This is a genomic window from Williamsia sp. D3 (genome assembly GCF_000506245.1).
Taxonomy (GTDB): domain Bacteria; phylum Actinomycetota; class Actinomycetes; order Mycobacteriales; family Mycobacteriaceae; genus Williamsia; species Williamsia muralis.
Window position 1 is genome coordinate 37283 of the sequence record NZ_AYTE01000004.1, and the last position, 26908, is coordinate 64190.

The 26908-nt window shown below is 62.0% G+C and carries 32 protein-coding genes, 2 tRNA genes and 2 pseudogenes; 22 read left to right on the forward strand and 14 right to left on the reverse strand.

Going from position 1 to position 26908, the window contains the following annotated elements:
* Positions 1 to 7: 7 nt before the first annotated feature.
* Together nrdH and W823_RS33940 are read right to left on the reverse strand one after the other, a co-directional pair.
* The gene (nrdH, locus tag W823_RS33935) at positions 8 to 250 is read right to left on the reverse strand and encodes a glutaredoxin-like protein NrdH (protein WP_023954695.1); all 243 of its coding nucleotides are present in this window, start codon (positions 248 to 250) and stop codon (positions 8 to 10) included.
* Between the two features lie 309 nt (positions 251 to 559).
* On the reverse strand, positions 560 to 844 hold the full coding sequence (locus W823_RS33940) for a hypothetical protein (RefSeq protein ID WP_152537974.1): 285 nt from the start codon (positions 842 to 844) through the stop codon (positions 560 to 562).
* A 29-nt stretch (positions 845 to 873) separates the two neighbouring features.
* On the opposite strand from W823_RS33940, the gene W823_RS0127735 reads away from it, so the two are divergent.
* From W823_RS0127735 to W823_RS33990, 11 genes are all read left to right on the forward strand, one after another.
* Positions 874 to 1422: a hypothetical protein gene (locus W823_RS0127735; protein WP_023954699.1), complete on the forward strand. Its 549-nt coding sequence runs from the start codon at positions 874 to 876 to the stop codon at positions 1420 to 1422.
* Positions 1423 to 1440: 18 nt separating this feature from the next.
* Positions 1441 to 1644, forward strand: a complete 204-nt coding sequence (locus W823_RS33945; protein ID WP_023954701.1) for a hypothetical protein — start codon at positions 1441 to 1443, stop codon at positions 1642 to 1644.
* Entirely contained in the window at positions 1644 to 2273 is a 630-nt protein-coding gene (locus W823_RS56235) for a DUF6349 family protein (RefSeq protein WP_023954703.1), read from the forward strand. The genes W823_RS33945 and W823_RS56235 overlap by 1 nt, the downstream gene beginning before the upstream one ends.
* Positions 2274 to 2287: 14 nt before the next feature.
* The gene (locus W823_RS33955) at positions 2288 to 2578 is read left to right on the forward strand and encodes a hypothetical protein (protein ID WP_023954705.1); all 291 of its coding nucleotides are present in this window, start codon (positions 2288 to 2290) and stop codon (positions 2576 to 2578) included.
* Positions 2579 to 2646: 68 nt separating this feature from the next.
* Positions 2647 to 3060, forward strand: a complete 414-nt coding sequence (locus tag W823_RS33960; RefSeq protein WP_023954707.1) for a hypothetical protein — start codon at positions 2647 to 2649, stop codon at positions 3058 to 3060.
* Positions 3057 to 3320 carry a hypothetical protein gene (locus tag W823_RS33965; protein WP_023954709.1) on the forward strand — a complete coding sequence of 88 codons (264 nt, stop codon included), beginning with the start codon at positions 3057 to 3059 and terminating at the stop codon, positions 3318 to 3320. Before W823_RS33960 ends, W823_RS33965 begins: the two co-directional genes overlap by 4 nt.
* Positions 3320 to 3715: a hypothetical protein gene (locus W823_RS33970; protein WP_023954711.1), complete on the forward strand. Its 396-nt coding sequence runs from the start codon at positions 3320 to 3322 to the stop codon at positions 3713 to 3715. The genes W823_RS33965 and W823_RS33970 overlap by 1 nt, the downstream gene beginning before the upstream one ends.
* A complete protein-coding gene (locus tag W823_RS33975) occupies positions 3715 to 4059 on the forward strand; it encodes a hypothetical protein (RefSeq protein ID WP_023954713.1) in 345 nt (114 codons plus the stop codon). The genes W823_RS33970 and W823_RS33975 overlap by 1 nt, the downstream gene beginning before the upstream one ends.
* 145 nt (positions 4060 to 4204) lie before the next feature.
* A complete protein-coding gene (locus W823_RS33980) occupies positions 4205 to 4579 on the forward strand; it encodes a hypothetical protein (RefSeq protein WP_023954715.1) in 375 nt (124 codons plus the stop codon).
* Entirely contained in the window at positions 4576 to 4803 is a 228-nt protein-coding gene (locus W823_RS33985; protein WP_023954718.1) for a hypothetical protein, read from the forward strand. Before W823_RS33980 ends, W823_RS33985 begins: the two co-directional genes overlap by 4 nt.
* A gap of 8 nt (positions 4804 to 4811) precedes the next feature.
* Positions 4812 to 5030 (forward strand): hypothetical protein, encoded by a 219-nt coding sequence (locus tag W823_RS33990; RefSeq protein ID WP_023954720.1) that lies wholly within the window; start codon positions 4812 to 4814, stop codon positions 5028 to 5030.
* A 258-nt stretch (positions 5031 to 5288) separates the two neighbouring features.
* Here the strand turns inward: W823_RS33990 and W823_RS33995 are convergent, their stop codons facing one another.
* Positions 5289 to 5714 carry a hypothetical protein gene (locus tag W823_RS33995; RefSeq protein ID WP_023954722.1) on the reverse strand — a complete coding sequence of 142 codons (426 nt, stop codon included), beginning with the start codon at positions 5712 to 5714 and terminating at the stop codon, positions 5289 to 5291.
* A gap of 378 nt (positions 5715 to 6092) precedes the next feature.
* On the opposite strand from W823_RS33995, the pseudogene W823_RS58595 reads away from it, so the two are divergent.
* From W823_RS58595 to W823_RS56240, 4 genes and pseudogenes are all read left to right on the forward strand, one after another.
* Positions 6093 to 6671 (forward strand): annotated as a pseudogene (locus tag W823_RS58595) (LGFP repeat-containing protein); the annotation flags it as partial.
* Between the two features lie 600 nt (positions 6672 to 7271).
* Positions 7272 to 8201 carry a hypothetical protein gene (locus W823_RS58600; protein WP_235189403.1) on the forward strand — a complete coding sequence of 310 codons (930 nt, stop codon included), beginning with the start codon at positions 7272 to 7274 and terminating at the stop codon, positions 8199 to 8201.
* 91 nt (positions 8202 to 8292) lie between these two features.
* Positions 8293 to 9381 (forward strand): hypothetical protein, encoded by a 1089-nt coding sequence (locus tag W823_RS57625; RefSeq protein WP_133248707.1) that lies wholly within the window; start codon positions 8293 to 8295, stop codon positions 9379 to 9381.
* 459 nt (positions 9382 to 9840) lie between these two features.
* The gene (locus W823_RS56240; protein ID WP_023954730.1) at positions 9841 to 10281 is read left to right on the forward strand and encodes a hypothetical protein; all 441 of its coding nucleotides are present in this window, start codon (positions 9841 to 9843) and stop codon (positions 10279 to 10281) included.
* Positions 10282 to 10896: 615 nt separating this feature from the next.
* On the opposite strand, the gene W823_RS34015 is transcribed toward W823_RS56240, so the two are convergent.
* From W823_RS34015 to W823_RS34025, 3 genes are all read right to left on the reverse strand, one after another.
* Positions 10897 to 11475: a ParB/RepB/Spo0J family partition protein gene (locus W823_RS34015; protein WP_369792569.1), complete on the reverse strand. Its 579-nt coding sequence runs from the start codon at positions 11473 to 11475 to the stop codon at positions 10897 to 10899.
* Positions 11476 to 11759: 284 nt separating this feature from the next.
* Positions 11760 to 12455 (reverse strand): ParA family protein, encoded by a 696-nt coding sequence (locus W823_RS34020; RefSeq protein WP_023954734.1) that lies wholly within the window; start codon positions 12453 to 12455, stop codon positions 11760 to 11762.
* A 518-nt stretch (positions 12456 to 12973) separates the two neighbouring features.
* Positions 12974 to 13153: a helix-turn-helix domain-containing protein gene (locus W823_RS34025; RefSeq protein ID WP_235189367.1), complete on the reverse strand. Its 180-nt coding sequence runs from the start codon at positions 13151 to 13153 to the stop codon at positions 12974 to 12976.
* Positions 13154 to 13388: 235 nt separating this feature from the next.
* Between W823_RS34025 and W823_RS56245 the strand changes: the two genes are divergently transcribed.
* From W823_RS56245 to W823_RS58605, 3 genes and pseudogenes are all read left to right on the forward strand, one after another.
* On the forward strand, positions 13389 to 13937 hold the full coding sequence (locus W823_RS56245; RefSeq protein WP_235189369.1) for an XRE family transcriptional regulator: 549 nt from the start codon (positions 13389 to 13391) through the stop codon (positions 13935 to 13937).
* A gap of 747 nt (positions 13938 to 14684) precedes the next feature.
* Positions 14685 to 14984, forward strand: a pseudogene (locus W823_RS59465) (site-specific integrase); the annotation flags it as partial.
* 5 nt (positions 14985 to 14989) lie between these two features.
* Entirely contained in the window at positions 14990 to 15238 is a 249-nt protein-coding gene (locus W823_RS58605; protein WP_235189371.1) for a hypothetical protein, read from the forward strand.
* 29 nt (positions 15239 to 15267) lie between these two features.
* On the opposite strand, the gene W823_RS34040 is transcribed toward W823_RS58605, so the two are convergent.
* Positions 15268 to 15343, reverse strand: a tRNA-Arg gene (locus tag W823_RS34040).
* 36 nt (positions 15344 to 15379) lie between these two features.
* A tRNA-Ser gene (locus W823_RS34045) sits at positions 15380 to 15471 on the reverse strand.
* Between the two features lie 139 nt (positions 15472 to 15610).
* Between W823_RS34045 and hisC the strand changes: the two genes are divergently transcribed.
* Entirely contained in the window at positions 15611 to 16672 is a 1062-nt protein-coding gene (gene hisC / locus W823_RS34050; protein WP_023954742.1) for a histidinol-phosphate transaminase, read from the forward strand.
* A 14-nt stretch (positions 16673 to 16686) separates the two neighbouring features.
* Here hisC and W823_RS34055 read toward each other — a convergent pair whose 3' ends face one another.
* Positions 16687 to 17667 carry an alpha/beta hydrolase family protein gene (locus W823_RS34055; protein ID WP_051406334.1) on the reverse strand — a complete coding sequence of 327 codons (981 nt, stop codon included), beginning with the start codon at positions 17665 to 17667 and terminating at the stop codon, positions 16687 to 16689.
* Between the two features lie 178 nt (positions 17668 to 17845).
* On the opposite strand from W823_RS34055, the gene W823_RS34060 reads away from it, so the two are divergent.
* Positions 17846 to 18292, forward strand: a complete 447-nt coding sequence (locus tag W823_RS34060) for a thioesterase family protein (protein ID WP_023954746.1) — start codon at positions 17846 to 17848, stop codon at positions 18290 to 18292.
* A 13-nt stretch (positions 18293 to 18305) separates the two neighbouring features.
* On the opposite strand, the gene W823_RS34065 is transcribed toward W823_RS34060, so the two are convergent.
* The 3 genes from W823_RS34065 to murF are packed head-to-tail and all read right to left on the reverse strand — an operon-like array spanning position 18306 to position 22059.
* Complete coding sequence (locus W823_RS34065) at positions 18306 to 19559, reverse strand: hypothetical protein (protein ID WP_023954748.1); 1254 nt, start codon at positions 19557 to 19559, stop codon at positions 18306 to 18308.
* A 32-nt stretch (positions 19560 to 19591) separates the two neighbouring features.
* On the reverse strand, positions 19592 to 20728 hold the full coding sequence (locus W823_RS34070; protein WP_023954750.1) for an acyltransferase: 1137 nt from the start codon (positions 20726 to 20728) through the stop codon (positions 19592 to 19594).
* Positions 20729 to 20742: 14 nt separating this feature from the next.
* Positions 20743 to 22059, reverse strand: a complete 1317-nt coding sequence (gene murF / locus W823_RS34075) for a UDP-N-acetylmuramoyl-tripeptide--D-alanyl-D-alanine ligase (protein WP_023954752.1) — start codon at positions 22057 to 22059, stop codon at positions 20743 to 20745.
* A 92-nt stretch (positions 22060 to 22151) separates the two neighbouring features.
* Between murF and W823_RS34080 the strand changes: the two genes are divergently transcribed.
* Positions 22152 to 23243: a D-alanine--D-alanine ligase family protein gene (locus W823_RS34080; protein WP_023954754.1), complete on the forward strand. Its 1092-nt coding sequence runs from the start codon at positions 22152 to 22154 to the stop codon at positions 23241 to 23243.
* A 64-nt stretch (positions 23244 to 23307) separates the two neighbouring features.
* Here the strand turns inward: W823_RS34080 and W823_RS34085 are convergent, their stop codons facing one another.
* Together W823_RS34085 and W823_RS58320 are read right to left on the reverse strand one after the other, a co-directional pair.
* Positions 23308 to 23952 carry a class F sortase gene (locus tag W823_RS34085; RefSeq protein ID WP_023954756.1) on the reverse strand — a complete coding sequence of 215 codons (645 nt, stop codon included), beginning with the start codon at positions 23950 to 23952 and terminating at the stop codon, positions 23308 to 23310.
* A complete protein-coding gene (locus W823_RS58320; RefSeq protein ID WP_023954758.1) occupies positions 23952 to 25286 on the reverse strand; it encodes an ice-binding family protein in 1335 nt (444 codons plus the stop codon). Before W823_RS58320 ends, W823_RS34085 begins: the two co-directional genes overlap by 1 nt.
* Positions 25287 to 25909: 623 nt before the next feature.
* On the opposite strand from W823_RS58320, the gene W823_RS34095 reads away from it, so the two are divergent.
* Positions 25910 to 26902 carry a magnesium transporter CorA family protein gene (locus W823_RS34095; protein WP_023954760.1) on the forward strand — a complete coding sequence of 331 codons (993 nt, stop codon included), beginning with the start codon at positions 25910 to 25912 and terminating at the stop codon, positions 26900 to 26902.
* Positions 26903 to 26908: the final 6 nt, after the last annotated feature.

Genomic DNA, 26908 nt, shown 5'->3' on the forward strand with positions numbered 1-26908 from the left:
GGTCCTTTCAGGCGGCGGTCTGGGTCAGGGCTTTGATGCGCTCGGGGCGAAAACCGGACCAGTTCTGTTCTCCAGCAACAACAACGGGCGCTTGCAGGTGGCCCAGGCTCATCACGTAGTCGCGGGCGTCGTTGTCGGTGGTGATGTCCACGACCTCGTAGGCGATCCCAGCTTTGTCCAGCGCCCGGTAGGTGGCGTTGCATTGGACGCACGCTGGTTTGGTGTAGACGGTGATGGCGGTTGCAGTCATTGGTTTCGGCCTCTCGGTGTCGGTGCGACTGAGTCTTGGTCTGTCTCTTTGTTCTATTCTAGCGTGAATTACGTTGCTACACAACACATTTGAGTAACGTTCTTGCAGATCAGAGCGTGTTTCACAGCTTCCATTTCCTGTTACATGCCGCTCTCGTGGGCGGTGGGGTGTGGGTCCAGTTGTTCGGCGAAAGAACTGCCGCGAAATAAGCGCAGCGCGTGGCTGTGGTTTCGGCGGGCTGCTTGACGCTCACCCCACCGCTTCGAGACACTCACGGCCCAGGAAATGCGCCCCACCGCCGCCTGGGTGTCAAAGCCGTTCGCAGTCCTCGCATTTCCATCCGCGACGGGTCAATGCGCAGGTTCCGCTCTGGCCGCATCCGCCGCAGCTCACGCTCACCTCCCGCGATCCGGCCAACAGCTCGGCCATCTCCCGGTCGATGATTCCGGTGTCGGCGAAGGCCTCTTGGCACCACCGGCAGTACCTCGAGGTCTCGTCGTGCGACACCGGCCGCACGCACCCGGGAAACCGGCACACATCAGTGTCGGCGGCAACAAAGAAGTCCTGTGCTCCATGGCTTTTCGTTGTAGACATGCCGTTACTATACCTGGTATAGTAGTCGTATGGGAAGAACCTCCGGAACACTGAGCAAAGATCAGCGCTGGCTCTGCTACGCCGTCGGCGGCTGGCAGATGCTCGACTGCCTCATCGACCCTGCGACCGGGATCTCCCGCCTGATGCAGTCGATGGCAGGATCGTCCAACGGTCAGCGCGACGGCGAGGGACCGGACTGGCTGCGCGAGGGCTTTCGATGCGCGTACGGAACCATCGCCTCGGGCATGTCCTACAGTCGCGCTCGCCAGGGCTCAGTCGTGGTCACCACCGCCGAGCTGGCCGCCTTCGCCGCCACCCTGCCCGCTGACCTGATCGCCCAGATGAAGCACTGCCGCCACCGCTACCAGTCGGTGCTGGTGGCCCGGTGGGACTGGTGCAACTGCGGGCGTGACTGTGGCCGCGCCACCCACTACACCCCCGAGCAGTACCAGGAAGAAAAAGAGTTGTTCTTCCACACCCTCAGTGAGGAAAAACGGCTGCTCCGCATCGCTTTCGCGATCGACGCCATGGCCGAACCCGATGACCTGTTCGACCTGCTCGCCCTCACCGATCACTGATCGAAAGGACTACCTCTCATGGCCAGTTACAGCGTCTACTTCCACGACGGCACCTACATCAGCGACATGACCGTCATCGATGCCGCCGAAGCCGCCCGACGAGGCGAAGGCGGCAGCGGCAAGCAAGTCGTTGGCGTCATCGACACCGACCTGTTCGGAATCGACTGCGGCAGTGACGCCGCCCGCGCCATCCGCCTGGCCATGCTCGGAGGCGACAACTGATGACCATCCAACTCGATCTGTTCGCCATGGCCGCAGCCGACGAACAAGCCGAACGCGAAACTCACGGCATCCCCACCCTGTACGCCTTCGAGTCTGACGATCTGGCCGACTACGACCGCGTGTTTGACCAGTGGCAACAGGATTGGGGTCGCTTCAACTCCATCGCTCAGTCCCATGCCTGGCGGTTCGCCATCAGCGACTCGTTCTACCGTCCCCGCCCACTGAGCGGATGCCAGCCAGTGATCATGCACGCCAGCACCAGCTGCCACCACCATCGCTGGACCGAACGATGTATGTGCGTCGGTGCCTACAACAGTCCGTTCCGCGCCCGCTGCCGCGGCTGCACCTGGCGCTCGGAGCTGGTGGCCACCGAAACCGACGCCGTCCTCGCTGCCCTAGACCACACCCACCCCGGCTGGCGGCAAAGCCCCATCGTCGGATCACGCCCCTTCGACGGCACCAAGAAGCAACAACGGTGGGACGACGAAGTCGCCGGCCTCTACGGCGATCGCCCCGACGGCTGGCCCATCATCACCGCCCGCCCAGGCGACGGCGACCGGGCCGTTCCCGGCCGCTCCCCCTGGGGCGGCTACGACATCGATGCCCGATCACTCACCCCACCAGCCTGACCAAGGAGACCATCGTGGACTACTTCCAAGCCCCCGCCATCGCCACGCTCACACTCCCCCAGACCCACGCCAAGGTCATCGCTACCGGAGAGCAATTCATCCTCTGGTGGACCGACTGCGGGCCAGTGCCCAACGAATGGGCCGAAACCCACCCCGACCTCGGAGTCGCACTCACCCGCCTCGCCGTCCTGCACCACTGCGTCACCAACGATGAAGGCTTCGCCCATCCCAACCCCGACGACTTCACAGACCTCGCCGCAGCGTTCCTCGCATCGGCCATCACCGGGCCTGCACCGACCCCGTGATGTCAGGGGCCCATGTGACACTAGAAATCTCTGCAACCACACAACAGAATCAGCACCGGGGGGAACCAATGCTGACCGCACTCACCAGCACCATCGAACCAACGCCCATCATGATGGCCACGAACACCGCTACCAACATCGTCGTCTATCTGCTCCTCGCCGCGGCCATCGGCTTTGCGCTCGTCGGGGCCACGCTCGTGCCAAGAAAACCCGACGCCACCCAACGCCATGACCTGTACGGACACTGCATGGCCAGCGCCACAATATTCGTGACCGTTGCCTTTGGCACTCGCATCATCGCCTGGACTGCCGGAGCCGACCTAGAGCCCTTCGCGCTCGGACAGACGGCTTGGCTCATGCTCGGGCTTGCTGCAAGTCTGACCGCCGTCAACGCGATGAGCTGGTACCTGTCACTTCCCCTGCCCGGCGCACACCCCGCACAGGACAACAACATTCAGCCCCGGCCCCAGGATCCGCGATGACACCTCCAAAGACCGTCGGAGAGGCGGCCTACCGACTGCGAAACTATGTGGCATCAGCAGCTGCGCTCACCGGTTTGGCAGCGATGAGTCTGGCACTTCTCTTCTACTACGACTCAGCGCCCGAGCCCATGAGGGTCTGGTGCACAGGGCTTTTGGTCGGCCTGACCCCATCATTCGTCGTGCTCGCCGGGACCGCGCTGTGGTTGGCGATTGACATCCGCCGATGGGGGCGCTCCGCCGGATTCGAAAGGAACAACTGATGCCGTCCAGCCGCCGCGTCACCCTTCACCCACTCCCACCAGCCAAACGCGACACCACATTCATCGGTGCCGTCCTGACCATCGCTGGCGGTGTACTGCTCCAAATCGCGATCATCATCCACCACACCACCCTGGGAAACATCGCCGTCACCGCAGCAGCGATAGGCCTGATCACCATGGCCATCGGCTCCCTGCTGTCCCGGCGAACACCCCACCGCACCACCGACAAAAGAGCCACCATCACCGCAGCCCTGACCGGGGTAGCCCTAGTCATCGTTGCGGTCATCCTCGCGATGACCACACCACTGGTCGGCGTCGCGTTCATTATCGGAGGCATCGCCGCACCCCTGATCAACCTCAGCGAGTACATCACTCGAGATAGGACAGCCGTCTGATGCCAGAGAACATCGATTCAGCACTGCTCTTCGTCTTCTACGCAATCCTGTTTGTCGGGTCGCTACTCGGCGTCACCACCGCCGGAATAGGCCTGCTCGGACCCAGCTTCATAGGGCTCGAACGCCGGTACGCATTCCGTAACGGAACTGTCGTCACCGTCGGCCTTCTCGTCGTCGGCCTGGTGAACCAGTTCATCGCCGCCACCCTCAACAACGACCTCTCCGTCGTCGGCTACATACTGCTTGGCGTCCTCGCCGTCGCCTTGCTCACCAACGCGATCGGATGGCTGATCTGCACCCGGACACCCGCCAGAAGCAACCCCCGACGGGAGCAGACGGCATGATCCTGGAACTGTTGATCTGCGGTGCAACATTGCTGTCCGCAACGCCATTCATTTTTGTCTACCGCCGCGTGTGGCACATGGCCGGCGGTCAAACACCCCCACCAGTCCTCCGCGGCGGACACCGCCACTCGCACAAGGCGAACCGATGACCGACGAGACGCTCCTGACGATCCTCTACCTCATCAGCGCGCTCACCATCCTCGCCAGCGTCGGACTCCTCGAAACCGCCAAACGCAGGGACCGGAAATGGTGGAACCACGCCGCCACCGCGGACCCCAACAACCCGAACACGGCCACCCTAGCCACCACCCTGCTGCGCATCATCGACCTCGCGCACTACGCCTGGTGTCCAGCCGCCCTCGGCGCCGCCGCCGGCCTCGCCGCCATCTGGATCTCAGCCACACCCACCCAAATGGCCGGAGCAGTCGTACTCACCCTCGCCGCGATCGCCACCGCCAGCTACACCTACACAGCCCGCGAACGCATCACCGACCGAACCCGCAAGCCCTACACACGATGACGACCAACGAACGCGCAGTAGAACTCCTCGCCGCGTCCCGCCCACGCCGAGCCCTCACCCTCGACACCATGGTCGGCCTGGTCTCCAGGCTCGACCATCCCCTCACCATCAACCAATCCTCGGCCGTCAAAGCCGCCTACCAACGCGCCCTACGCAGCGCAGCCCCCACGCTTGGCGACCTCGCACAGGAACTGCGCCGGTCACCGAGCACTAGCCCGGTATAGTCCCGGCAATGGCCGACTCCATCAAAGACACCGAACTCGCAGCACTACGCGAAACCGTCAAGAAACTGGACGAGGCAAAAAGAACCGTCAACGAGCTACTCACACAACGCGATATCCATCTCCTGGCCGCCAAAAAGGCCGGCGCCTCCTGGAAAGAACTCCAGCAAGACGGCGACCTCACCCCAGGTGGACTCCGTAAGGTACTTCAACGTCACAACTTGCTCTGAACGGTGCTGCGGCCGTATCTACTGACGCTTCGGAGCCCCCTGCACTCTCGATCCAGCAAGCCCCGCGTCGCGTGCGGTACACCGCGTTAGGGATCCGGCGGGACTTAACGCGTTAGCAGCTGGTGATTGTCCGACTCGCCTCGAACGTCGTCGGGAACCTGAAGTGATCGCCTCCAGGCCCGCAAGATGTTATAGGTGCTCGCCGGAGCTGTGATGGGTCGCGGGAGGCTTGATGTCGCGGTAGCTCTGTTGTTCGGGTTAGAAGCGGCGGAAAATGCCGTCGTCGTCTGCGCTCTCGACGAACTCAATGAAGTCCATGTTGGCGAGTGAGAGGTTGTTCTCGATGGACCACATTGCGGACGGGATGACGCGGACGGTTTGTCCGTGTTCTTCTGGGTACTCGGTGCCGCTGATGTCGATGGCGAGGATGGGGTGTTCGGGGTTGGTGAGTGTTTCACGGTCGACGATGAAGACGTAATACGGTGGCGGCTCTCCGATTTCGGCGAGGAGTTCGGCGACGGTGATGCCGTCCCATGATGGGTCGTTGACGGGCGTGAGGTCAGCCATGAAGCCGTCGGGCGCTTGGGGTGCTTGGGCTGCTGCGACTACTTGGTTCCAGGCGCCGTCGTCGGTGTAGTCGGTGCGGATGAGTGCTGATTCTTCGGGGAGCTTGGGTCTGGTCATGGCTACAGATTAGGACGCAGACCGCTGTGACTAGATGTGTCCAGCATCCGCGTAACGAACAATACCGATTCAGTAAACCGCGGGCCGATTGAGCACTAACACAAATAACCTCACAGATCTACTGTTCTCGTTAATCCTTTGCTAAATCCCGTCAAATTCTAGCCGTCGCGAATGCCCGTTGCCCGCGCTATTCGATGGCACGCAGCGCTCCACCTGCGAATATAGTCCCGCCAGTTGCTAATGTTTGAATATGCAAACTGTGATCAGTAGTAGTTAACTACGAGTGCTCGGGTAGTTCGTACAAAGGACGCGCGTACAGATGATTTTTTGGTCGAATGAGTACCTCGGCTAAATTTCGCGCAACGAGGGGCATACGCAATGAAATCGAGTTGGCTACGACGGAATTTCGTGCGATTTATCGTTGTGGTGTGCGCAACGCTTGGCGTAGGAATCACTACAGCCATTCCTGCTCAAGCCGCCTGGCCGATTGGAGGAGCGATCCTCACCGAGTACAACCAGCGGGGAGGATACGGATTCTTTGGCCCTTCGACGAGTCCAGAGTCGCCCGCAGAGCAAGAGGGACGTTATCAAACGTTCAACAACACGAACCAGTCGATATATTGGAAAGCGTCGGTCGCGAACGGTAAAGCCAACCAAATAGGCGGCTACATTCGAGGTAAGTACGGGTCATTGGATTGGGAACGCAGCTACCTGGGTTTCCCCACCACTCATGAGCTCGCTGGGGCCAAGCCCGGCCGTTACAATTTATTTCAATTCGGCGGAATCTACTGGCCGCAGGGTGCCACCGACGCATTTGCAGTCAAATTCGACAGCGAAATATACAGGACGTGGGCTGACAACACCTGGGAACACGGCACGTATGGCTATCCAGTAAGCGACGAATACAATTTTGACGGTGGACGGCGGCAGGACTTCCAAGGCGGGTCGATCGTCTGGAAACCCGATGGCTTTGCGGAGGACTACGAGGGCGACGGAACCGTCGACTACGCAGCCGATTGCGAGCAGAACACGACCTGCGGATTCGACGCGCGGGGTGTAACAGTCGGTTCTCAAAAACTTGGGACACCGCCCCCAGGTGGAGGGCTTTTCCCTGGGGTACCAGGTGGCCGTTCCGCAGCACCCGCAGAAGAGTGCTCCACCTCCACAACCCCAGCGTCCGAACCAAGCAGCCCAGCCTCGGACGACAACGCGGCTCCCAATGGCCCGTCCACACCAGCTGGCAGCGAGCCGACGACCCCATCGAACACGACGACGCCCAGCGAAACGACCGCGCCAGCCGATACGTCACGGGGGCCACTGCTCCCATCGCAAGCCGACACAACCACTAGCGTCCCGAGCTCCTCAGAAAGCTTGACGCCTGCACCAACGACATCGGAATCTGCACCCGCGTTGCCCAGTCAGGAAAATAGTGTAGTGACATGGTGCCGCGGTGAGGCCGAGAGCGACGCCCCGCCATCAGCAAACCGGGCACCGGAAACCTCGATGTGCGCCATGCGCCTGAATAGTTGGTACGCCTCACGCCGAGACGGCTGCTACGTGAAGAAAAACACGGCGTTTATCGCGAGGAATACGCAGCTTCAGGAAATTGGCCGCATCGAAGGTATCGAGTCAATGAGCGTCAACCCCGAGGGCTACACATCCACCGAGTTCGTTGGTAAGTACAGCTTTGAAGTCACGAAGATCGAGAACTTCTTGACCTCAGCGTTGTCTGTAGAGTCTACGTGCGCAATCAGATTCGGTGGCACAGGACCATGCGACGGCGCTGCACAATCGGTCAACGATGTCTTCCTGACTGTGGGTACCGTGGTCAACCTCGAGTCGCCGCACAGCATCAATGTGGGCGCTCCCGCAGCCGGGCAAATAAAGTTCGGTCAAGTTCGGTTCACCATCCAAGTAATCGCCACGGTGCCGCCCACAGATGGGCCATCACCCGGTCCATACCGGCAGGAACTGCAGACTTCGCGGGTGCGATGCGACTCGGCTCCCCAAATGCGCAACACTCGCGGTTGCGTGATTGCGGACACGATTCCAGTCTGGGATCTGACCAGTGAGTCCAATCTCAACGAATATCGCGATCACGTCGCCTTCGGCCAACAGTCCGGCCTGCCTGGCGGATCCAATCTGGCAGGGGACGGAGCGACCTTGAGCCGCACAACCGACGGCACGATAATCACGAGCAACCGGCGAAACACGTGTGGCAAAGTGACCGCCGGACCGACCGGTCGACCCGCCGGTAAGAGCTGCGACGAATACCCCATGGCAGCTACCAACGAAGGTGGCACGGCGCCCGCTCGAACATTCCCTCAATGCGGAATCCCCAATAGGGAGAATAGGCCGGTACTCTCCACTCCGAATCCAGAAAACCTGGGAGGAGGCTCCAGTATGCCTCATCAATCGGGGACAGAACTCGCGAGCTGGCTCGCTACAGTCCTGGTTCTTTACCAAATCCCGGATACTCAATGGTGACCAGTTCCTCGTGCGACCGCATTAGAACGCAGAACTAATGTCAAATGTGCACGTGCATGGCACCGGGACATGCACCATATGGTTTCAATGTTTGCCCGACGACATCCACCGAAGCGAGCTCTTGGATGCCGCCGGAACAATCAAACGCAAAAATAAGATGAAAGACCTCAAGGCATCGCTTGGACCCGGCAACCCGGTACTAGCACAGTTCGATGAGATCACGCCCCCTCAAGGACCCCGGTTCGTCCTGGTGCACTTTGACGGTGCCGGCCCTGTCGACATCCGAATCCGAACGCACAATGCCGAACCACCGATAGAGGTCGAGGACTGGGAGACGATCGAACAGGTCGGGGCCGAGTTCGGCGAGCTCGAGAACACCGCCCAGCTTGACGATTCGAACACGAAAGACACCCCCCCAGACCTCGACACGTTGATGAAGCAGATCCCCCCCGGGTGGAATATGATCCGCGCCCACCGCCGGAGATCTCATACCCCAGAGTCGGGCAGCGACGTCCTCATCGATATCTGGCCCATCGCTGGCCCATCTGGTCAGAAACACATCAAACATCAACCCGTCGTACCCGAAAACCCAAAGGTGCCACCCCGCGCTGACGAATACCAACAATGGGTACGGATCACCCGTTGCCTCCGCCGTGCCGGTGCAGCGTCAATTGCCGATCGGGCCATGGGCCAGCCTGCCGTCATCGCCGAGTCCGTCATTTCGGCCCTCAAAAATGCCGGGCTAAATCCACGCGAAACACCGACACAATGGTTTCATATCCTCACCCAATACCCCGATCACCGATGGGCTGACCTCCTCCCCGACTACCGGCTACTGACCGTTGAGCAAGCCTTGAAGACCCGGGAACAAGCCCTCCGCATATCGCCGAAAACTCACGACTACCCCCGCGCCGCCGGCGAACCGACGCAAACCTACATCCCTGAATACATTCCCATTGCCGAAAACGCTACCCACATCCTTATCTACGACTCTCGGCACGGCGACAAACATGGTTTAATCAGAGAATTTGACAAAATCAGTGGAGTCAAGACAAAACCTGAGTGGAAGAATCTGGTCTACCTTCTCGGAGCCCTCGCCTTCGCTCTCGAAAATCGCACACCTTTTCGGGGGTTTACGCCGCAGCTGACCGACAGAAACCTTAGATGGCAGCCAAAATAGATCAGATTTTGCAGGCGGATACCCTGACGATACTAATCTCTGCATCCGGTTGTGGCGTTAGTTCTGGTCCCGTGATTTCGCGTAGATATTGGGGATACCACTCCAACAATTAACGCGCGATGAAGACCTATCTCACGATAGGAAAACTCAACGCAATGGAGATCAAATGAAGAAAATGGCCAGGTTGATACGATGCGCAAGTGCAAGCGCAGCGGCGGTTTCGATCGCACTGATCGTCGGGATGGGCGATGCGTCAGCGGCGACCAAGGTCGGCTGGGTGGGACCCACCCCCCGGGCGAGGGTAATCAGCTGTACCTCACCACATCCACGATTAATAACGCCCCCCTACAGGCCTCGAGTCGGATCTACACAGCCTTCGGGAACTCTGTGCCGGGCGGATATATGGGTGTCCAGGCCCGACTTTTTAAGTCCGGCGTTCTCTGTCAGATCACAGGTTGGGTGTACAACCCGTTGTCCACCAACACTCTGACAACGAACACCAACGGCAATTGCGGTAGTGGTTCCTACAACAGCCATGGATTCGTCCAATATTGGACGGGCGCCGAATACGGTCAGTTCCTTACTTTCCCCACCGATCCACTTGACTTTTCGGCGCCGGCACTACGAAGCGCTGGCACCGTTCCGCAGACAGAAATCACTACCAACTCCAAGGGTCAAAGCCTGGGATCTGCCGAGAACGCCCGCACCGAGGACGAACAACCCGATCTGATCGCCGCCTACGGCACTCAAGGCGAGACGGGCTACCTCAAGAAGACCGATCTCATAACGAAAGCGGTGTCCCCCGCTGAGGCCGTCGCCCACAGCGATTCAGCGCCACGAACCGTGCCCCTTTATGCCGCTGATGGAACCACTACGGTGGGGTCCTTCACGATCAAGTAGACACAATTCGCCGCAGCGTCGGACGTCTACGTCTGACGTCCGACGCTGTGCTTATCGCTAACTTCGCGCGGGAAGAGAAGCTGCAGAGTTACACCCCGGGAAACCACCCCTGTCCGCTCGCCCTGCGAGTCAACAACCCCGACGGCTGACCTGACCATGGTCGGTCCCCAAGAGGCCCGCTTTCTACGCGCGTTCCATAAACGTTCGTTTTTGGGACGGCACTTCAACGGGACGCCGTACTGGGGCTACCTGCGTACCAAAACTCATGTCGCATACCTATGGCTCAAACCATGCCATGTCGTCGAGTTATGGAACCCCTCGAGCCTGGGCGAGCTATTCGGGTCCGCCAGGGGGCGACTGCCGAGCAGACCGCGCATACGCGAAGCGACGCTTTGACGGGCCGCCGGCTGATCCTCGGTGTGAATCGACGCCACCAGCGGAGCGACCACCGTCCGACCTCCCGAACGCTACTTTGCTCCAACCCGAACCGCGCCCAAGCAGCGATCAGCGACGCCGAGGCGCTCGGCCTTGAACTGACGGTGATCGTGCGATGATCAGCACACGCTGCGAGTGCGCGTCGTCTTTACCGCGGTAAAGACGACGCACCAGCCCATTTCATTCGTCACGTGACAGGGCGGACACCAACTCTTCGATCTGCTCTGCCGAGAACACATCACGCACCGCCGCCGCCAGCGACGCAGGATCTGTGCGTAGTCGCCGAAGCGCACGAACAGCAGCTTTCAGGGACGGCGGTTCGGCAGGTGCAGGCGCGGGTTTGCCCCCCTCGTCGCCTTTCCGTTGCTGTTCACGCTCCTGGGCGGCCTGCCAAGCGGCTACTTGTTCCGCTCGGGGCACCGTGGCCAGCGACCGCGCATCTCGTAACGCAAGTTCGCCGGCCCGCAACGACTCCTGGAGTTTGGGCGCGAGCTTGAGCAGAGCACGGCGTTGTGAGACCCAGCCTTCGCTCCTACCAAGCCGCTTGGCAGCGACACCTGCTCCTCCGAGCTCGGTAACCATCAATTCGACTGCATGTGCCTCTTCGAGGACATCGAAGTCTTCTCGGTCGATGTTTTCCACGACCGCCGCCCACAGGATTGTCTCCCGGTCGACGGCCAGACCGTCGCGAATCACGATATCCAGCCCTTCGCGGCCGAACTTGTGCGCGGCAGCCAGCCTGCGACACCCGTTGACCACGACCCATTTGGCCTGCTCGAGGTGCTGCTCGTCCTCCGGCCACAGTCCAAGCCAGGCTGCCCGGCTGACAACGCTGCCGGGCTGGAGTTGTCGAAACTTGATCGACTCCAGGTCGTCAAGGTTTCGTAACCCCGATCTAGGATTTCGAGGATTGGCGACGAGCTGAGTCAGCGGAACATTCGAACGAAAGAGGCCGTCAAGTCGAGCGGTCGAATCGACAGTGGATTTGCTCCCAACAGACGTAGCCAGGCTTGCCAGGTCAACCCGTCCTCCCTTGCGGGCCACTACCGAATCCCCACTTCGAGCTCTAAGCACAGGCGTTGGAAATCCTCACGAGCCTGTAGACCGACGCGATTCGCCGCGTATTCGGTAACGACCTTGCCTTCCGCTGCGGCCCGCGAGTGCATTTTGTAGCGACGCACAACGGTGTTCGCCAACGGCCACCCTTGAGACCTGACGAACGCCTGGGTCTGTTCAAGATCAGTCCTGCTGTCACGCGGATCCCAGTTGTTAATGACCACAATGAACGGAATACCTCTCGGCTGAAGGACTTTCAAGATCGTTCTCGCGGTCGGATCGAAGGCCAGCGGTTCGGGGACGATTGGCACTATCACCAAGTCAGCCGAGGACAACACCGCTTCGAGCGCATCTCCGGAGTTACCGTTCTCGGTACCCCCGGGTGTATCGCCAATCCAGCCGGGGGTGTCGACGACAACGTGCTCAACTCCAGGAAGGTTTCTCAGGCCCCGGAGAACATCTGCATTGTCATGAGCCTGGGCGATCCGGAAGGGAAGTTCGTTAACGCGCTCCGCCCACCAAACGGCCGAACCTTGAGGGTCAATCGACACCGCCAGTACGGGCGACGCATCGTCGCCCGAGTCCGGCGCAGCCATGACGTCCGCCTTAACGGCCGCTAGGTTCATTGCGATAGTGGACTTACCCACTCCGCCTTTCTGATTCATCACTACGTGGACCGACATTTATACCTCCGTGTACTTCACCACCGTGGGTGGCTACTTCGGACTGATACTTGCGACTGTTGTAATCGGGCTTGCCTGCAGAGACATCGAACTTCGTGCGGTCTGATCCGGACCCCCCATGGCCACCCCAATTTTCCGCACCCACGTTGTCCGCTCCACGCCCTCTAGCCCCCGCGCCTCACTCGGCGCGTGGCTATCGGTATCACCACGTCTCCGATGATCAGTCAAAGCAGTGGCGCCTCGGGGCCGGTCACCGAGGAATTACAAAGGGTGCACAGCAACGGCGGCAGGCTGGTTATCGTCGGGCCTTGCGAAGAAACGACGGCAATCTAGTTTCAGCACAGAGGAGTTCGACACATTCCAGTCAGACTGGAAATGTGTTGCTCTGTGCGAAAGGGCGCGTTATCGTTTGAGTTGAGACCTCCGTTCACGTGGTTCGCAGGTTTCAACGCCCCCGACGATCGGTGCTCGCAACACCGAGTCATTCCAGCCGGGGGCGTTCACGTTGGACTTGCGGGTCAGGCGACGCCGCTGCCGCCTCGCGCAGCTTGCTTCTCTAAGCGTTCGATGAACTCATCAATCGCTGTATCAGGGAACAGGCGGCGGCTTCCAACCTTGACGGACCGGATGTCGCCAGCGCTCAGCCTGTTGTAAATGCTCGCTCGGCTCAGCCCCGTCATCGACGCGGCTTCTTTCACTGTGTACAACCTGCGTGTCACATCGCCTCCCATTTTGCGGCCGTGGAACGCAACTTACATGGTTATCCAGGGTTGTCCACGGGTCTGCACCACAGATTAGCCATGTCGTTGTATGAACGCAATATGTGCGTGAATACGGGTAGACTGCGTTCTTGTGACGCAGCGGTGGTCGGAGGAGATTGTGGAGCGGGTCGGTCGTGAAGTTCGCCGGCTCCGAGGGAAGGACCACGCCAAGATGAGCGCGGCGGGGTTGGCCGATCGGACAGCGGCGCTCGGACATCCCGTTTCACGCTCAGTGATCGCCGATCTCGAAATTGGGCGGAAGAAGAGTCTCGACGTTGCCGAGTTGCTTGTACTCGCACAAGCACTGCAGGTCGCTCCCGTCCAACTGGTCTACCCGGACTTGCCGAAAGGCGACGTCGAGGTGCTGCCGGGACGGTATGTCGAATCACATGAGGCACTTCAATGGTTCTCTGGCGTCAGTGCGTTGTTGAGTCCTTTGCAGGAATCGACAGACTCAGAGCGGTCAGTTCAGATTGAAGTCCGAGAAGTCTTCGCATCACAACGCGATCGGGTCTCGCCCACTCGTGAATGGTTGCTCGCGTTGCGCGCGATGCGCTCAGCGCAGTCTCAACTACGTCGTGCGGTGGCACGATGCGCTGGTACTGACGAGGTCGAGACGCTCCAATACGTATATCTGACGTCGAAGGAGCAAGCAGAAAGAGCCTTCGAGGAGATGGTAGCGGCTGGGATGCCAGCTGGCGACGGCGATTCCGGGGTATAGAGCTCGTTTTTGAGAAGAACGACGGGGGGTAGACGCGTGGGCAGAGAGCGCCTGGCACCAGGTGAGTGGGGGAAAATTTTAACCTACAAGCGCGGTCGAGTTCATGTTGCACGGGCGAGACTTCGCGACCTTGATGGACATCTCAGACTCGTCGAGGCGAACGGTCCGTCTGCCGACTCCGCGCGGCGGGCTCTTCAGTCGAAACTGCAGTCGCGCGTTTATGTCGGCACAGGGCCGGCTGCCCTCACCCAGAAGTCCCTGGTGAAAGAGCTAGCCGTGCACTGGTTCGAGCTCAAGAAGCCGCCCAATGTTTCGCAGCAGACCTACAATCACTACCTCGACGTTTGGCGGCGACTTTGCGAGCCGCGGATTGGTGAGCTCACAATCTCTGAGGTAACGGTGGGGAAGATTGACGGGTTGCTGCGCGAAATACATGGTCGAACTCCAAGCTTCGCACGCCACGCAAAAGTGTTGTGTCGCGGCATCTTCGGCGAGGCCGTCCGCCTGGACATAATCAATCGGAGCCCAGCTCTTGAAGTCGGCCGTCTGAAGTCAGCGAAGCGTGAACCAACGCGAGCGGTTTCGGACGCTGTCTTCGCTGAGGTTCTACGCGCGATAGACCGGTACTCCCGCGGCGAGACTCTATTAGCCGACGGCTCAGTCGTCGTACGGCCCGGGCCAAAACCGTCGGCAGACCTGCGTGACGCCCTAATCCTCTTGCTAGCGACCGGGGCGAGGATCGGCGAAGTGCTCGCGATCAAGTACGGCGACGTGGACTTAGATGCCACACCCCCTCAGCTGACGATATGTGGAACGCTTGTAACCCCGCGACAGCGGGGCGAGACCCTTTATCGCCAGGCGCACCGCAAAAGCGGAGCGCCCAATGTCACCGTCTTGCTACCGCAGTTCGCCGCCGAAGCGTTGCAACGCCGGATGAACGAGCCCACCTTTGCGAACCCGCACGGAGCCGTCTTCGTAACAAGCACCGGAAACTGGCTATCCCCATCGAACCTCCGCCGCTCGTGGCGCGCGGCACTTGGACCGGAGCTGTCGTGGGTGACACCGCACTCGTGCCGGCGGACAGTCGCGACCTTGGTAAAAAACGCGAATATGGCATCGAGGCCGCACAGGAGCAGCTCGGGCACGGCAGTACAGCTATCACAGAGGCTCACTACATCGAGCGAGCCAGTGTCGCCCGCGATGTTCGCGCAGCTCTCATCACTTACGGGCTGGCTTTCGAGCAAAGTGATGGCAAAGTGATGGATTTGGAACGGATCTCGTCGAACAAGGAAGGCCAGTAACAGCGTCACCGCTGGTACTGGCCTTCGTGTGGTGCGCCCGAAGGGATTCGAACCCCTAACCTCTTGATCCGTAGTCAAGTGCTCTATCCGTTGAGCTACGGGCGCGTGCTCGTGTTCAGTTGTACGTCAGTCTGGTTGCACTGGCGGAGGCGAGAGGATTTGAACCTCCGGTTCCGTTTTAGCGGAACAACTCATTAGCAGTGAGTCCCATTCGGCCGCTCTGGCACGCCTCCTGGTGGAGTCCTTTCGAACTGCCGAAGCAAAAGATTACACAGTCCGCGGCGGCCAGAGCAAACCGCCTCGTCGCGCCACCTCCGTAACGGCAAGAGGCCCTGGTGAGGGCAGTCGGCGGCCTCCCCTAGATTGGTTGGGGTGACCCCGCATATCCGCCCCGATCTCGCAGACGTGCCCGCCTACGTCCCCGGCAAGAACGTTCCCGGCGCTCTCAAACTCGCGAGCAACGAGACCACCGACGGCCCCCTGCCGGGTGTCGCAGCCGCGATCGCCGAGGCCGCGTCCGGCGTCAACCGCTACCCCGACAACGGTGCGGTGGAGCTGACCAGCGAGCTTGCCAAGCACCTCGATGTGGCCCCGGAGAACATCCAGACCGGCTGCGGGTCGGTCACCCTCTGCCAGAACCTGATCACCATCGCCACGCGGCCTGGAGACGAGGTGCTCTTTGCGTGGCGGTCGTTCGAGACGTACCCGCTGGCCACCCGGGTCGCTGGTGCGACACCGGTTCAGGTGCCACTCACCGACGGACGGGTGCACGATCTGGCGGCGATGGCCGATGCCATCACCGACCGCACCCGGCTGGTGTTCATCTGCAACCCGAACAACCCAACCGGCACCGTCGTCGACTCAGCTTCCCTTCACGACTTCATGGCTCGGGTTCCGTCCAATGTGATCGTGGCGCTCGACGAGGCCTACTACGAGTACGTCAGGCCCACCGAGGCCCAACGCTACGACGCAGTCGAACTACACCGCCGCTACAAGAACCTCGTTGTGCTGCGCACGTTCTCCAAGGCTTACGGTCTGGCCGGGCTCCGGGTCGGTTATGCGATCGCCGACCCGGCCGTCACCAATGCGTTGCTCAAGGTGCACGTGCCCTTCAGCGTGAACTCGCTGGCGCAGTCGGCTGCCATCGCGAGCCTGCATGCCAAAGATGAACTCCTGGCGCGGACCGACTCCGTGGTCGCCGAGCGCGAGCGGGTCACCAGCGAGCTTCGCAACGCCGGATACAACGTGCCGCCGAGTCAGGCGAACTTCGTGTGGATCGACCTCGACGATGACAGCACGAAATTCGCCCAAGACGCGACGGATGCCGGGGTGATCATCCGGCCCTTCGCGGGCGAGGGCGTGCGAATCACGGTGACCCACGCCGAGGAGAACGACCGGTTCCTGGCCTTCGCCCGCGACCGCGCGTCCCGCTGATCGTTTCGAACTGACTACAGACCGGGCGAGAGCGCCGGCCACAGAGTCTTGAGGTCCTCGGCCCAGTACGCCCAGGAATGTGTGCCGATCACCTGGAAGTTCTCGGTGGCGGGGATCCCAGCGGCCCGCATCCGTACGGCGAACTCGATCGAGCACCGGTAGGCGCCGATCTCCAGATAGCCGCCGACGGCAACCGCCTGGTCCCTGGTGAACCCGGGGTCGGGCACAGTGAGTCGATCGAGTGGACCGGGCACACCGGAGCCCGCCGAAATGTAGATCTGCTTGCCGCGCAGCGCATCGAGACGACCGGACGGGTCGTGCTCAGCCCAACCGGGCGAACCCCACGGTCCCCACATGTTGGTGGCATCGCCACCGTCTTTGGCGACGGTCGCACGGACGTAGCTCTCGTTGATGGGGCCACTCACCGGCGGGCAGCCGCTCATGGAACCGACGCCCGTGTACAACGACGGATGCCGGGTGGCGAGCGCAAACGCCGATTGGCCGCCCATCGACAGCCCCGCAACCGCGTTGTTGCCGTTGCTGTTGTACGTCTCGTCGATCAGAGGGGGCAGTTCCTTGGTCAGGAACGTCTCCCACTTGGGTTTACCCATCTCCGGATCACGACGTTGCCAGTCGGTGTAGAACGCACCGCGACCCGCGGGAAGGACAACGTTGACGTCTTTGTCGGCGAAATACCGGTCAGCGCCGCCCTTTTCGATCCAGTCGCTGACGGTCGACGACTTGCTTCCGGCGCCGTCGAGCAGGTACAGGCTGCCGCGCGAGGACGACCGGTCGCGGGGCAACAACACCGTGACGTGTACGTCCCCGCCCATTGCCGGTGATGAGATGGTCAGGTCTTCACGCTGGGCGCCGACTCTGACAACCTTCTCGATCGTCGCCTCACCAACGAGCGGGGTGGCGGTGGCGACGACGGAGGTCGATGCGAGGATCGCTCCGCATGCGGCCAAGGCGCCGAACAAGCGGGCCACAAACATGGTGCGCGGCACGGACCACTCCTTCAGATCGCCGACTTCTTGACCCGCGAAGACTACCCAGCGTGAGTACTGAGAGCAACGAAATGATGGAAGCCTCACATATTCGCGGCCTCCCCGGCGACTACCCTCGACCAGGTGGCACGCCGACTGCCGCCGGCCGACACGGAGGGGACGAACGATGACTGTTGAGACGCCGAGAGACGCAGGCGATTTCGCCTTCATCGCCGAAGTTCCGGTTCGATGGTCGGACATGGATGCGTTCGGACACATCAATCACGCCCGGATGATCACCCTGATGGAGGAGGCGCGGGTCGCCTGGCTGCTGAGCGTTGGCGAGCTGTACGCGCCGCTGATCAAGAGTGCGATGATCGTAACCGTCGAGATCCGGTATCAGGCCCAACTGCGCCATGAGGACAGTCCGCTCCGAATCGCAATGTGGATCAAGGGGTTCCGCTCAGTCGACTTCACGATTGGTTACGAGGTGAGGTCGGCAACAGCGAGCCCGGATTCCAAGCCGGCCTGCGTCGCGAGCACGCAGATGGCCGTGGTCGACATCGAGAACCAACGGCTCCGGCGGCTGACGGACACCGAGAAGTCCTACCTACAGCAGTGGTCGCGAGCCTGAACGACCTCGCCGATCACCCGTCTGCGTTCTTCCTCAGCTGGGGGTTGGTGGCTGCCCGACTCGGAGCCGGGAGCACGGGCTCCTCGAACACCGGGCCCAGAACACCACTGACGTTGCCCTGCAGAATGTTTCGGTAGTCACGTAAGTGAGTGCGACCCATACCGAGCTGTTCGCTGAGTCGCCGGGTGTTCTCGGCTGACAGCTCTCGTTCGCCGGAGCGGCCTATCAATTGATCGATGCGGTGGTCGATGGTGCCGGCGTAGTTGACCTGCTCGAGGATCCGCAGTTCGTGAGCCGCGGCGGCCACCGCGTCGGCGACATCGGCGAGGGCGGCCACCCGCGCGATCAATTGCGACCACACCGGACGCAGTTCGGCCTCGCGTGAACGGAGCTGCTCGCGCAGTCGCTCATCGGAGGCGGCCACCACACGTACCCGGTCCAACTCGATCCGGACTGTACGGAGGTTGATCACGTCGGCGGAGATTTCCGCCAGCTCGGCATGCAGATTGATCTGGGTGCGCTGCACCGAGAAGTGGTCGCTGCGCCATACCGGGGACCGGGCAATCCGGTCGTAGGCACTGCCGGCTATGTAGAGCAACGTCTCGTAGCCGTCGACAAATCCTGCCGACGACGAACTGTCGTCGTCGGGCCCCTCGATGATCGCCGCCTTTTCCGCCACCCACTGCCCCGCACGTGAACGCCCATCGGTGAGCTGGCCGATCACACCGGCAGCGGTGTTCGCAGCCATCGCACCCGCACGACGCAGATAACCGGAGTCGAGGCTGTTGGGAGTCGGGGTGAAGAGCAAGGCGTTGAAGAGGCGTTCGCGGTCGGGAATGTCGAGATAGAGGCCGTCGCGCCGCTCACGCCGGATGCCGCGCACAGTCCCTGCGAACACAGGCTTGGACGCGGTGACAAGATTTCGGGCGGTCTCACGCCGACGGGTCAGGGTCATGATCCGCGATCGCAGCACCATCGCGCCGACCCGGGGCATTCGCGGATTACGCAGGTAGTCGTCGAGTTGGTCCAGCTCACGATGCAACCGGCGCAAGTCACCGAATCCGCCGATCGCGGGAATCGGCATCCCGGCGGTTGCGCGACGCACCAGCACCGCCCGTGCCGAATCGGAAAGGAAACCGGATGCGATCAAAACCGAGGCCGCGTCGGACAGATCGGGGTGCCGACCGGGGATCTTCGAGTGGTCACACCAACGGCGGATATCCGCGGCGGCACCACCGTCGGCGGTGAATGCAGAACTGTCGGTCATGTGACCTCCCGGTGAAGCGCTTTCAACCAGTATTACCGGACGCTCACGACCGCCGACTTCCGCTTGTGCCACAAAGGGGCGGTGACCTGGTGCAACGCCCAGGCCACGGGGGTGGCCAGCACCACAGTGACGATGAACACCCCGACCACAGATCCAGAGAAGATCGGATAGCCGAGCATGTCCATCACCAGTTCGAGCACGATGAGATGGACGAGGAAGAACTCGTAGGAGATCTCGCCGAACCACACCACCGCCGGCCGCGACATCACCCGGCTCCACCAGTGGTCACGTGCGCCGATGGCCAGCGGCGCAATCAGTCCGACCGCGATGATGAGGTACAGCACCGACTTCACGATGGTCGCCGACAGCGAGTTCGGGGTGATCGTCGGCTCCCCCGCGATAGATGTGCACGCGAGCTGGAACGCGAGTACCGCCACCAGTACCGACAGCAGCGGATGCCAATTACGCATCAGCTGACCCAGGATTGCCAGCAGCATCCCCCCGGCGAACCAGATCAGGAACGCGGGCGCCCACAGCCGCGCCGTGACGTCGAGCCCGGTGATGTGATGAGTGGCCACCGCCCAGGCCGGCGACACCAGCATGAGCACGATCACCGCGGCGATCATCACGCCTGGACGCCACCGCCCGCCGCACAACCGGGAGATCACCCACCCGAATACGGGCAGCAACAGATAGAAGACAATTTCGGTGGCCAGGCTCCACATGTGCGTGAGGCCGGAATGGAGGAAGCCGAAGCCGTAGGTCTGCGTGAGGGTCAGGTTGCGGACCAGGCCCTCGGCTCCGTGACCGAGGGTGGAGTTGTCCTCTTTCCAGACGAAGACGAGGTAAACGCCGAGCACGGTGAGCCAGTACGCCGGAAGGATGCGACGGGCCCGGTGCCAGAAATACCGGCCGACGTCCGGCGCCGTTCCAGACTGTCGTAGCGAGGTGACCCACGGGGTGAAGAGCAGGTAGCCCGACAGCACAAAGAAGATCGCGACACCCACCTCGAGGCGCGCGAAGAACCACCCCTCGACGTTGTCGGTGTACTTGCCCGTCCAGAACGCCGCATGGGTGGCGCACACCAATAGTGCTGCCAGAGAACGGATCCCGGTGAGTGAGTCGACTCGACCGACGGGTGTTGCCCTTGCTGCCGGAGCGTCGGTCATGGTGGGCGGCTAACTCAGCCGGCGGTCAAAGCCGCGGCCACCCGTTCCAGTGCGGCCACGCGACTGCCCTTGACGAGCACCGCGTCGCCCGAGGCGAGATCCGACAGTGCTGCCGCAGCCTGTTCCACGGTCGGAACATGCTGGGCGTCCGGACCGTAATCGGGTGCATCGACGGCGATCACCTCCACGCCGAGCGCTCGGGCGCGCTCGGTGATGGCCAGATGTTCTGCCGGCGCCGACTCACCGAGTTCGGCCATCACGCCGAGTACCGCGACACGACGCGAGGCGGCCAGAGTCGCCAGGGAGTCCAGCGCTGCGGCCATCGATGTCGGGTTGGCGTTGTAGGCGTCGTTGAGGATGAGCACGCCACCCTCGGTGCGGGTGAGTTCCATACGCAGACCGGAGATCGCGGCCTGTCCCAATCCTGCGGCGATCCTGTCCACCGGGACGCCGATGCCGCCGGCAGCGGCCACCGCCGCAAGCGCGTTGGAGATCTGATGTTCCCCGCGGGCACCAAGGGTGACGGCCGCACTTCCCCACGGGCTGTGCAGGGTGAAACTGCCACGCAGTTCGTCGTCCAGCGAGATGTTGTCGGCGTAGACGTCGGCGTCGGGGGTGAACCCGTAACGCAATACGGTCGCCGACGTGCGGTCAGCCATGGCCACAACCAGCGGGTGGTCGTTGTTGAGTACGGCCAAACCGTCGTCGGGCAGCGCTTCGATCAATTCGCCCTTCGCCCGTGCCACCGACTCGATGTCGCCGAAGAGTTCGAGGTGCACACCTTCGACCCTGGTCACGATCCCGACCGTGGGCCGCGCGATGTCGCACAGCAGCGCGATGTGCCCGACGCCACGTGCACCCATCTCCACGACCACGGCCTCGGTGTCGTCGCGTGCGCCCAGCAAGGTCAACGGCAAGCCGAGTTCGTTGTTGAAGGAACGCTCGTTCGCGGCGGTGACGTACGACGTGGCCAGCACCGACGCCAGTAGGTCCTTGGTGGACGTCTTGCCGACCGAGCCGGTGACGCCCACGACGGGCCCGGCCAACCGCCCACGCGCGGCACGTCCGAGGTCGGCGAGGGCCAATGCGGTGTCGCGCACCACGATGGCCGTGCCGCTACCTTCGGCCTCCCGGCTGGTCAGATAGGTGGTGACCCCGGCCTCGCGCGCCTTGCCGATGAAGTCGTGGCCGTCGCGCTCGGCGACGATCGGCACAAACAGCTGGTCGGGGAGCACGCTGCGGGAATCGATGCTCGCACCGTCGATGGTCGTGTCGGGTCCGATCAGACGTCCACCGGTCGCCGCTGCCACATCACTCGCCTTGAATCGCACGCGTCGACGCTACCGGCAACGTGGGTGTCGAGACGACCCATCCCGCACCTGGGCGTCGTCTGACACCTCTTTCGGCCCGTATTGTGTCTGCCATGTCTTCGCCCGTACTTTCCGATCGCCTGCGCCTGGTCGTGTTGTTCGGCGGTGTCTCCGCCGAGCACGATGTGTCCTGCGTGACCGCAGCGCACGTTCTCGCCGCGGCCGATCGGTCCAAGTACGACCTGGTGCCGGTCGGCATCACCAAAGACGGCACGTGGTTCCGCAACGACAAGGCCATCGCGGCCCTGTCCGACCCCGACGTCTCACTGCCCGACGCCCTCGAGCCCGCCGGTACCGAAGTCGATCCGCTGTCAGAGCTGCTCGCGTCACCGGACGGGTTACCCGTTGTCGTGTTGCCGTTGCTGCACGGCCCCCACGGCGAAGACGGAACCGTTCAGGGAATGTTGGAGCTCGCCGGGATCCCTTACGTAGGGGCAGGCGTTCTCGGGTCGGCTGTCTGCATGGACAAAGCGTTGGCGAAAATCGTTGCCGCGCAGGCCGGAATTCCTCAGTGCCGGTGGATCGAGTACCGGGTGGGCGCGTCGGACCACAGCACGCTGGTGGATCGAGCCGTCGCCGAACTCGGCTTCCCGATGTTCGTCAAACCCGCGAATCTGGGTTCCTCCGTGGGTATCTCGAAAGCCCACGACGAGGCCGAACTCATCGTGGCGGTGGAGCTGGCACTGCGCTACGACGAAGTCGTGGTGATCGAAGAAGGTGTTGTCGGGCGCGAGATCGAAGTGGCCGTGCTGGGCAACAACGAGCCCGAGACGTCGGTACCGGGTGAGGTGCGGCCGGGCGCCGAGTTCTACGACTACGAAGACAAGTACATCAATGGCGCTGCGGCATTGATGATTCCGGCCGAGCTGCCGGAGGACGAGGCCGAACGCGTTCGGGAGTTGGCTGTGCGATCGTTCCGTGCGCTGCGATGCTCAGGGATGGCCCGGGTGGACTTCTTCTTCGAAGAGGGCGGCCGCGGCTGGTTGCTGAACGAGGCCAACACGATTCCCGGTTTCACACCCCACTCGATGTACCCGAAACTGTGGGAGGCCACCGGGCTCGACTACAGCTCGTTGATCGACAGGCTGGTCGAGCTCGCTCGAGAAAGACACTCACTGCGAGCTGGATTCAGCACCGAACACTGACCAGCGACCGCGAAAGGCGCGGAACACCGTCAGGTGTCCCGCGCCCCAACGATCGGGTGTTCGGTCAGCCCGTTCCGACCAGCTTCGCGAATGCGACAACATTGTCCTGGTAGCTGCTCGCGCTCTCGTCGAACGCGCCGCCACAGGTGATGAGGCGAAGACCCGCGTAGTCGAGCGTGCCGTAGACGAGGTCCGTCGGGAACTCGTCCTTCGGGAACGTCGTCACCTCGGTGACCTCGAATCGAGCGATGCTGCCATCTTCACGGGTCACGGAGATCGCGGCACCGGGCTCGAGGTTGGTGAGCTCGAAGAAGACGCCTGGAGCGCCTGCCCAATCCACGTGTCCGGCAATGACTGCCGGGCCCGTCTCCCCCGGTGTCGGCGCACCGGTGTACCAGCCGGCCGGGAAACCTTCTGCCGGAACCTGCATCGCCCCTTGCGCATCGAGTCCGAGCCCCATCAACGACGAGTCGACGCCGATCGAAGGAACCTCGATCCGGGTGGGAATCGACTTGGTCAGCCCGGCGGCGTTGACCGCAGGATTGACGACGGCGTCCCTCGTCGGTACGTCGACGCTGCCAGGCGACGATTGACCGGCACATCCCGTGGCCACCAATGTGATCGCCAGCAACAGAGCTGCGAGCACCGCCGGCAGGCGAGGTGTTGTGCGTCTACCGCCGTTTCCGGTCGACGCGTCCGACGGAATCATCAGGGAACCTGGACACTGGATGCCGTTGCGCGGCCGAATTGTTGGAGCCACTGAACACTCAGGGCGCTTGCGCTGCTTCCGTCGCCGGTGTTGACCGAACCACGCGGCACGTTGGGAACCTGACGACCCGGTGACGGCGCCTGGGGTGTGGTGTACTCCCCTGACTCCGGTGCCGGCTGGTTGTAGCCCGGCGCTCCTGGCTGTCCCGGTGTCCCGGGTCCACCCGGTGCTCCCGGCTGTCCTGGTCCGCCCGGCGCTCCGGGCAGGCCCGGGATGTTCGGTAGACCCGGGATGTTGGGCAGAGCCGGCAGCCCGGGGATCGACGGCAGCGTTAGCGTCGGCAATGTCGTTGTGGTCGAGGTGTTTTCGTTCGGCAGCAACGTTGTCGTAGATGTGGTGGTGTCTTCAGTGGTGGTCGTCTCTTCAGTTGTGGTGGTCGTATCCGTTGTTGTGGTGGTGTCCTCGGTGGTGGTCGTGTCTTCAGTCGTGGTGGTCGTGGTGGTCGTGGTGTCCGGCGTGGTGGTCGTGGTGTCCGGCGTTGTGGTCGTTGTCGTCGTGGTGGTTTCCGTCGGCTCGTCCTCACACCCCGAATTGAAGATTGTGTTGTTGTTCAGGGTCACGGCAGCGTTGAGCGAGATGAGACGACCGTCGATCGTGGCGCCCTGGCCGACGGTGATGGCTTCGCTGTTCGTGATGATCGTCCCGACAAAGTCCGTGCCCGTGCCAATCGTTGCCGCAGAGGGGATTTGCCAGAAGACGTTGCACGCCTGAGCACCATTGGTCAGAACCACGCTGCTGTTCGCGGCCGTGGTGAGCGCAGAGGTGCTCTGGAAAATCCACACCCCATCGTTCCGACCCTGCCCATCGAGGGTGAGGGTGCCGGTGAGCCCCAGCACACCGCCAGTGTCGTACGTGTCGCCGAACAGTGTTCGCCCGCCCAGTTCGACACCCCCGAGGGTGGTCCCGCTCTGGCTGGCCATGTTGTTGTACGCGGCGTTCGCCGACCCACGCGCGAGTTCGGAATCGGGCACACTGCGGATGACCGGCGGGGGAACGATCTGGTCTGCGCCAGGACCGACGCCGGTGATGGTCGACGTGGTGGTTCCGATGTCGCCGGCTGTGATGGTGGTGGTGTTGGTGTTGGTGATCCCGGAGTAGGCCAGTACGGCGAACCCCTCGGCAGTGCCCAACGGTGGTGCCACCGCGGCAGCCGTCGCTGACGTGGCGGTGAAAGTGATGGCAGCAAGCGACATGGCAACAACCGACGTCGCGGCCAGCAACACCTTCTTCAGGGGAGATTTGCGGACGATTGCAGGTCTGTATTGCGGGTTCATACGCACTTGGCTCAGCCCAATCCTGGGTCTCAGAGATCAATGACTGCCGAACTTCGGTCAGGCACCACTCACGTCCACCCGGCGAACAACGGACCCCGCGCCCCGATTTGCCTGGCCGTGTCAAGTGGTTCCACTCTGGCGAAACTCTTGTGACACCGGCCGCTTGATTCGAGTGAACGCTTATTCAGACAGGTTGTCAAACAAACTTTGAGACGAAGTACGGTTCGCTAAAGATGACCACCGGTAATTGAATATCATTATGTACCACCATTCATTGTTGAACCCATCTTGCAGCCCCTCGGTGACGAACTACGTACAGATGCGAACGGTATTCCGGATCTTTCAGGGTACTGACCAGCGCTCTCGTGTCCTGCGCAGCCGGTTTCGTGGCCGACTTCACACCCAACAACCGGGACATATGTGGACTTTTCGGCGAGTGTTCAGGCCATTTTGTCATGCCGAATCCGACGGTAAGGCCGCCGGCGCCGACAGAGCCCAAAGCAATAGACAGCGAGATCATTTGGATATTTTCTCCGGAAAGCAGTTCTATTAACTAGAATCTAACTGCAGTTGCCCGCACCCTTTGCGACGCGACCGGCAGGCGCGGCTGGCACGATGGGTCCGTGACGGAGAACGTGAGTGGCCGGGTCTGGATACACGGCGAGCTACAACGGGATTTTGCCCTCGAGATGGTGTCCGACTGCCTCGGCGACGCCAGCAGACTCGTCTGGGTAGACCTCGTGGATCCCACACATGAGGCATTGAGCAAGCTGGCCGCCGAACTCGATCTCAACACCTGGGCCGTGGAGGATGCACTGGGCGACGCAGAACGCGTGAAGGCAACCGTTTATCCCACGCACCGCTTCATCACCGTCTACGCCGTGCACGTTGACCCGAACCCCACATCCGGCAAGGGTGCAGCTCTACACAGCGACCGCATCTCGCTGTTCATCAAAGACAACGTGCTCATCACCGTCCGGCTGTCCGACCATTTCGACATGTCCGAGGTGACCACCCGCTGGGAAGAGATGGGGGGCCAGCAATACGGCATCGGCGCGCTCATCCACGGGCTGCTCGACGTGGTGGTGGACGGGCACTTCGACGCCGTGCAGCGACTCGACGACGGCATAGAAGACCTCGAAACCCTGCTCTTCGACGACAAATACAACAGTCGAGAGCTTCAACAGCAGACGTATCAGCTCCGCAAGGATCTGGTCGCGCTGCGCCGAGTGGTGATGCCGATGCGCGAAGTGGTCGCGATGATCCAGCGCAGCCGGCTGGACAACAATGCACCCAGCGAACTCGATCCCAATTTCTCGGACCTCTATGACCACGTCCTGCGCGTCACGGAGTGGACGGAATCGTTGCGGGACATGGTGACAACGCTTTTCGAGACCAACCTGTCGCTCCAGGACGCGCGGCTGAACACCGTGATGAAAAAGCTCACCGGATGGGCTGCGATCATCGCGGTGCCCACCGCCGTCACCGGCTTCTACGGACAGAACATCCCCTACCCCGGGTTCGACCACTACAGCGGCTTCATCTCCAGCACCGTGGTGATCGTCGTAGCCGTTCTGGCGCTGTACATCCTGTTCAAGAAACGCGACTGGCTCTGATCCAGA

Bases quoted from the DNA above. Each gene is read 5' to 3' on its own strand.
- W823_RS56245 (WP_235189369.1), top strand. From the start codon at position 13,389: ATGAGCGCGGCGGGGTTGGCCGATCGGACAGCGGCGCTCGGACATCCC.
- W823_RS33995 (WP_023954722.1), bottom strand. From the start codon at position 5,714: ATGACCAGACCCAAGCTCCCCGAAGAATCAGCACTCATCCGCACCGAC.
- W823_RS34085 (WP_023954756.1), bottom strand. From the start codon at position 23,952: ATGATTCCGTCGGACGCGTCGACCGGAAACGGCGGTAGACGCACAACA.
- W823_RS33960 (WP_023954707.1), top strand. From the start codon at position 2,647: ATGCTGACCGCACTCACCAGCACCATCGAACCAACGCCCATCATGATG.
- W823_RS33970 (WP_023954711.1), top strand. From the start codon at position 3,320: ATGCCGTCCAGCCGCCGCGTCACCCTTCACCCACTCCCACCAGCCAAA.
- W823_RS0127735 (WP_023954699.1), top strand. From the start codon at position 874: ATGGGAAGAACCTCCGGAACACTGAGCAAAGATCAGCGCTGGCTCTGC.
- W823_RS58320 (WP_023954758.1), bottom strand. From the start codon at position 25,286: ATGAACCCGCAATACAGACCTGCAATCGTCCGCAAATCTCCCCTGAAG.
- W823_RS34060 (WP_023954746.1), top strand. From the start codon at position 17,846: ATGACTGTTGAGACGCCGAGAGACGCAGGCGATTTCGCCTTCATCGCC.
- W823_RS33940 (WP_152537974.1), bottom strand. From the start codon at position 844: ATGTCTACAACGAAAAGCCATGGAGCACAGGACTTCTTTGTTGCCGCC.
- W823_RS34070 (WP_023954750.1), bottom strand. From the start codon at position 20,728: ATGACCGACGCTCCGGCAGCAAGGGCAACACCCGTCGGTCGAGTCGAC.
- W823_RS33980 (WP_023954715.1), top strand. From the start codon at position 4,205: ATGACCGACGAGACGCTCCTGACGATCCTCTACCTCATCAGCGCGCTC.
- nrdH (WP_023954695.1), bottom strand. From the start codon at position 250: ATGACTGCAACCGCCATCACCGTCTACACCAAACCAGCGTGCGTCCAA.
- W823_RS56235 (WP_023954703.1), top strand. From the start codon at position 1,644: ATGACCATCCAACTCGATCTGTTCGCCATGGCCGCAGCCGACGAACAA.
- W823_RS33965 (WP_023954709.1), top strand. From the start codon at position 3,057: ATGACACCTCCAAAGACCGTCGGAGAGGCGGCCTACCGACTGCGAAAC.
- W823_RS33985 (WP_023954718.1), top strand. From the start codon at position 4,576: ATGACGACCAACGAACGCGCAGTAGAACTCCTCGCCGCGTCCCGCCCA.
- W823_RS34055 (WP_051406334.1), bottom strand. From the start codon at position 17,667: ATGTTTGTGGCCCGCTTGTTCGGCGCCTTGGCCGCATGCGGAGCGATC.
- W823_RS34020 (WP_023954734.1), bottom strand. From the start codon at position 12,455: ATGTCGGTCCACGTAGTGATGAATCAGAAAGGCGGAGTGGGTAAGTCC.
- W823_RS34065 (WP_023954748.1), bottom strand. From the start codon at position 19,559: ATGACCGACAGTTCTGCATTCACCGCCGACGGTGGTGCCGCCGCGGAT.
- W823_RS33945 (WP_023954701.1), top strand. From the start codon at position 1,441: ATGGCCAGTTACAGCGTCTACTTCCACGACGGCACCTACATCAGCGAC.
- W823_RS33990 (WP_023954720.1), top strand. From the start codon at position 4,812: ATGGCCGACTCCATCAAAGACACCGAACTCGCAGCACTACGCGAAACC.
- W823_RS33975 (WP_023954713.1), top strand. From the start codon at position 3,715: ATGCCAGAGAACATCGATTCAGCACTGCTCTTCGTCTTCTACGCAATC.
- W823_RS34080 (WP_023954754.1), top strand. From the start codon at position 22,152: ATGTCTTCGCCCGTACTTTCCGATCGCCTGCGCCTGGTCGTGTTGTTC.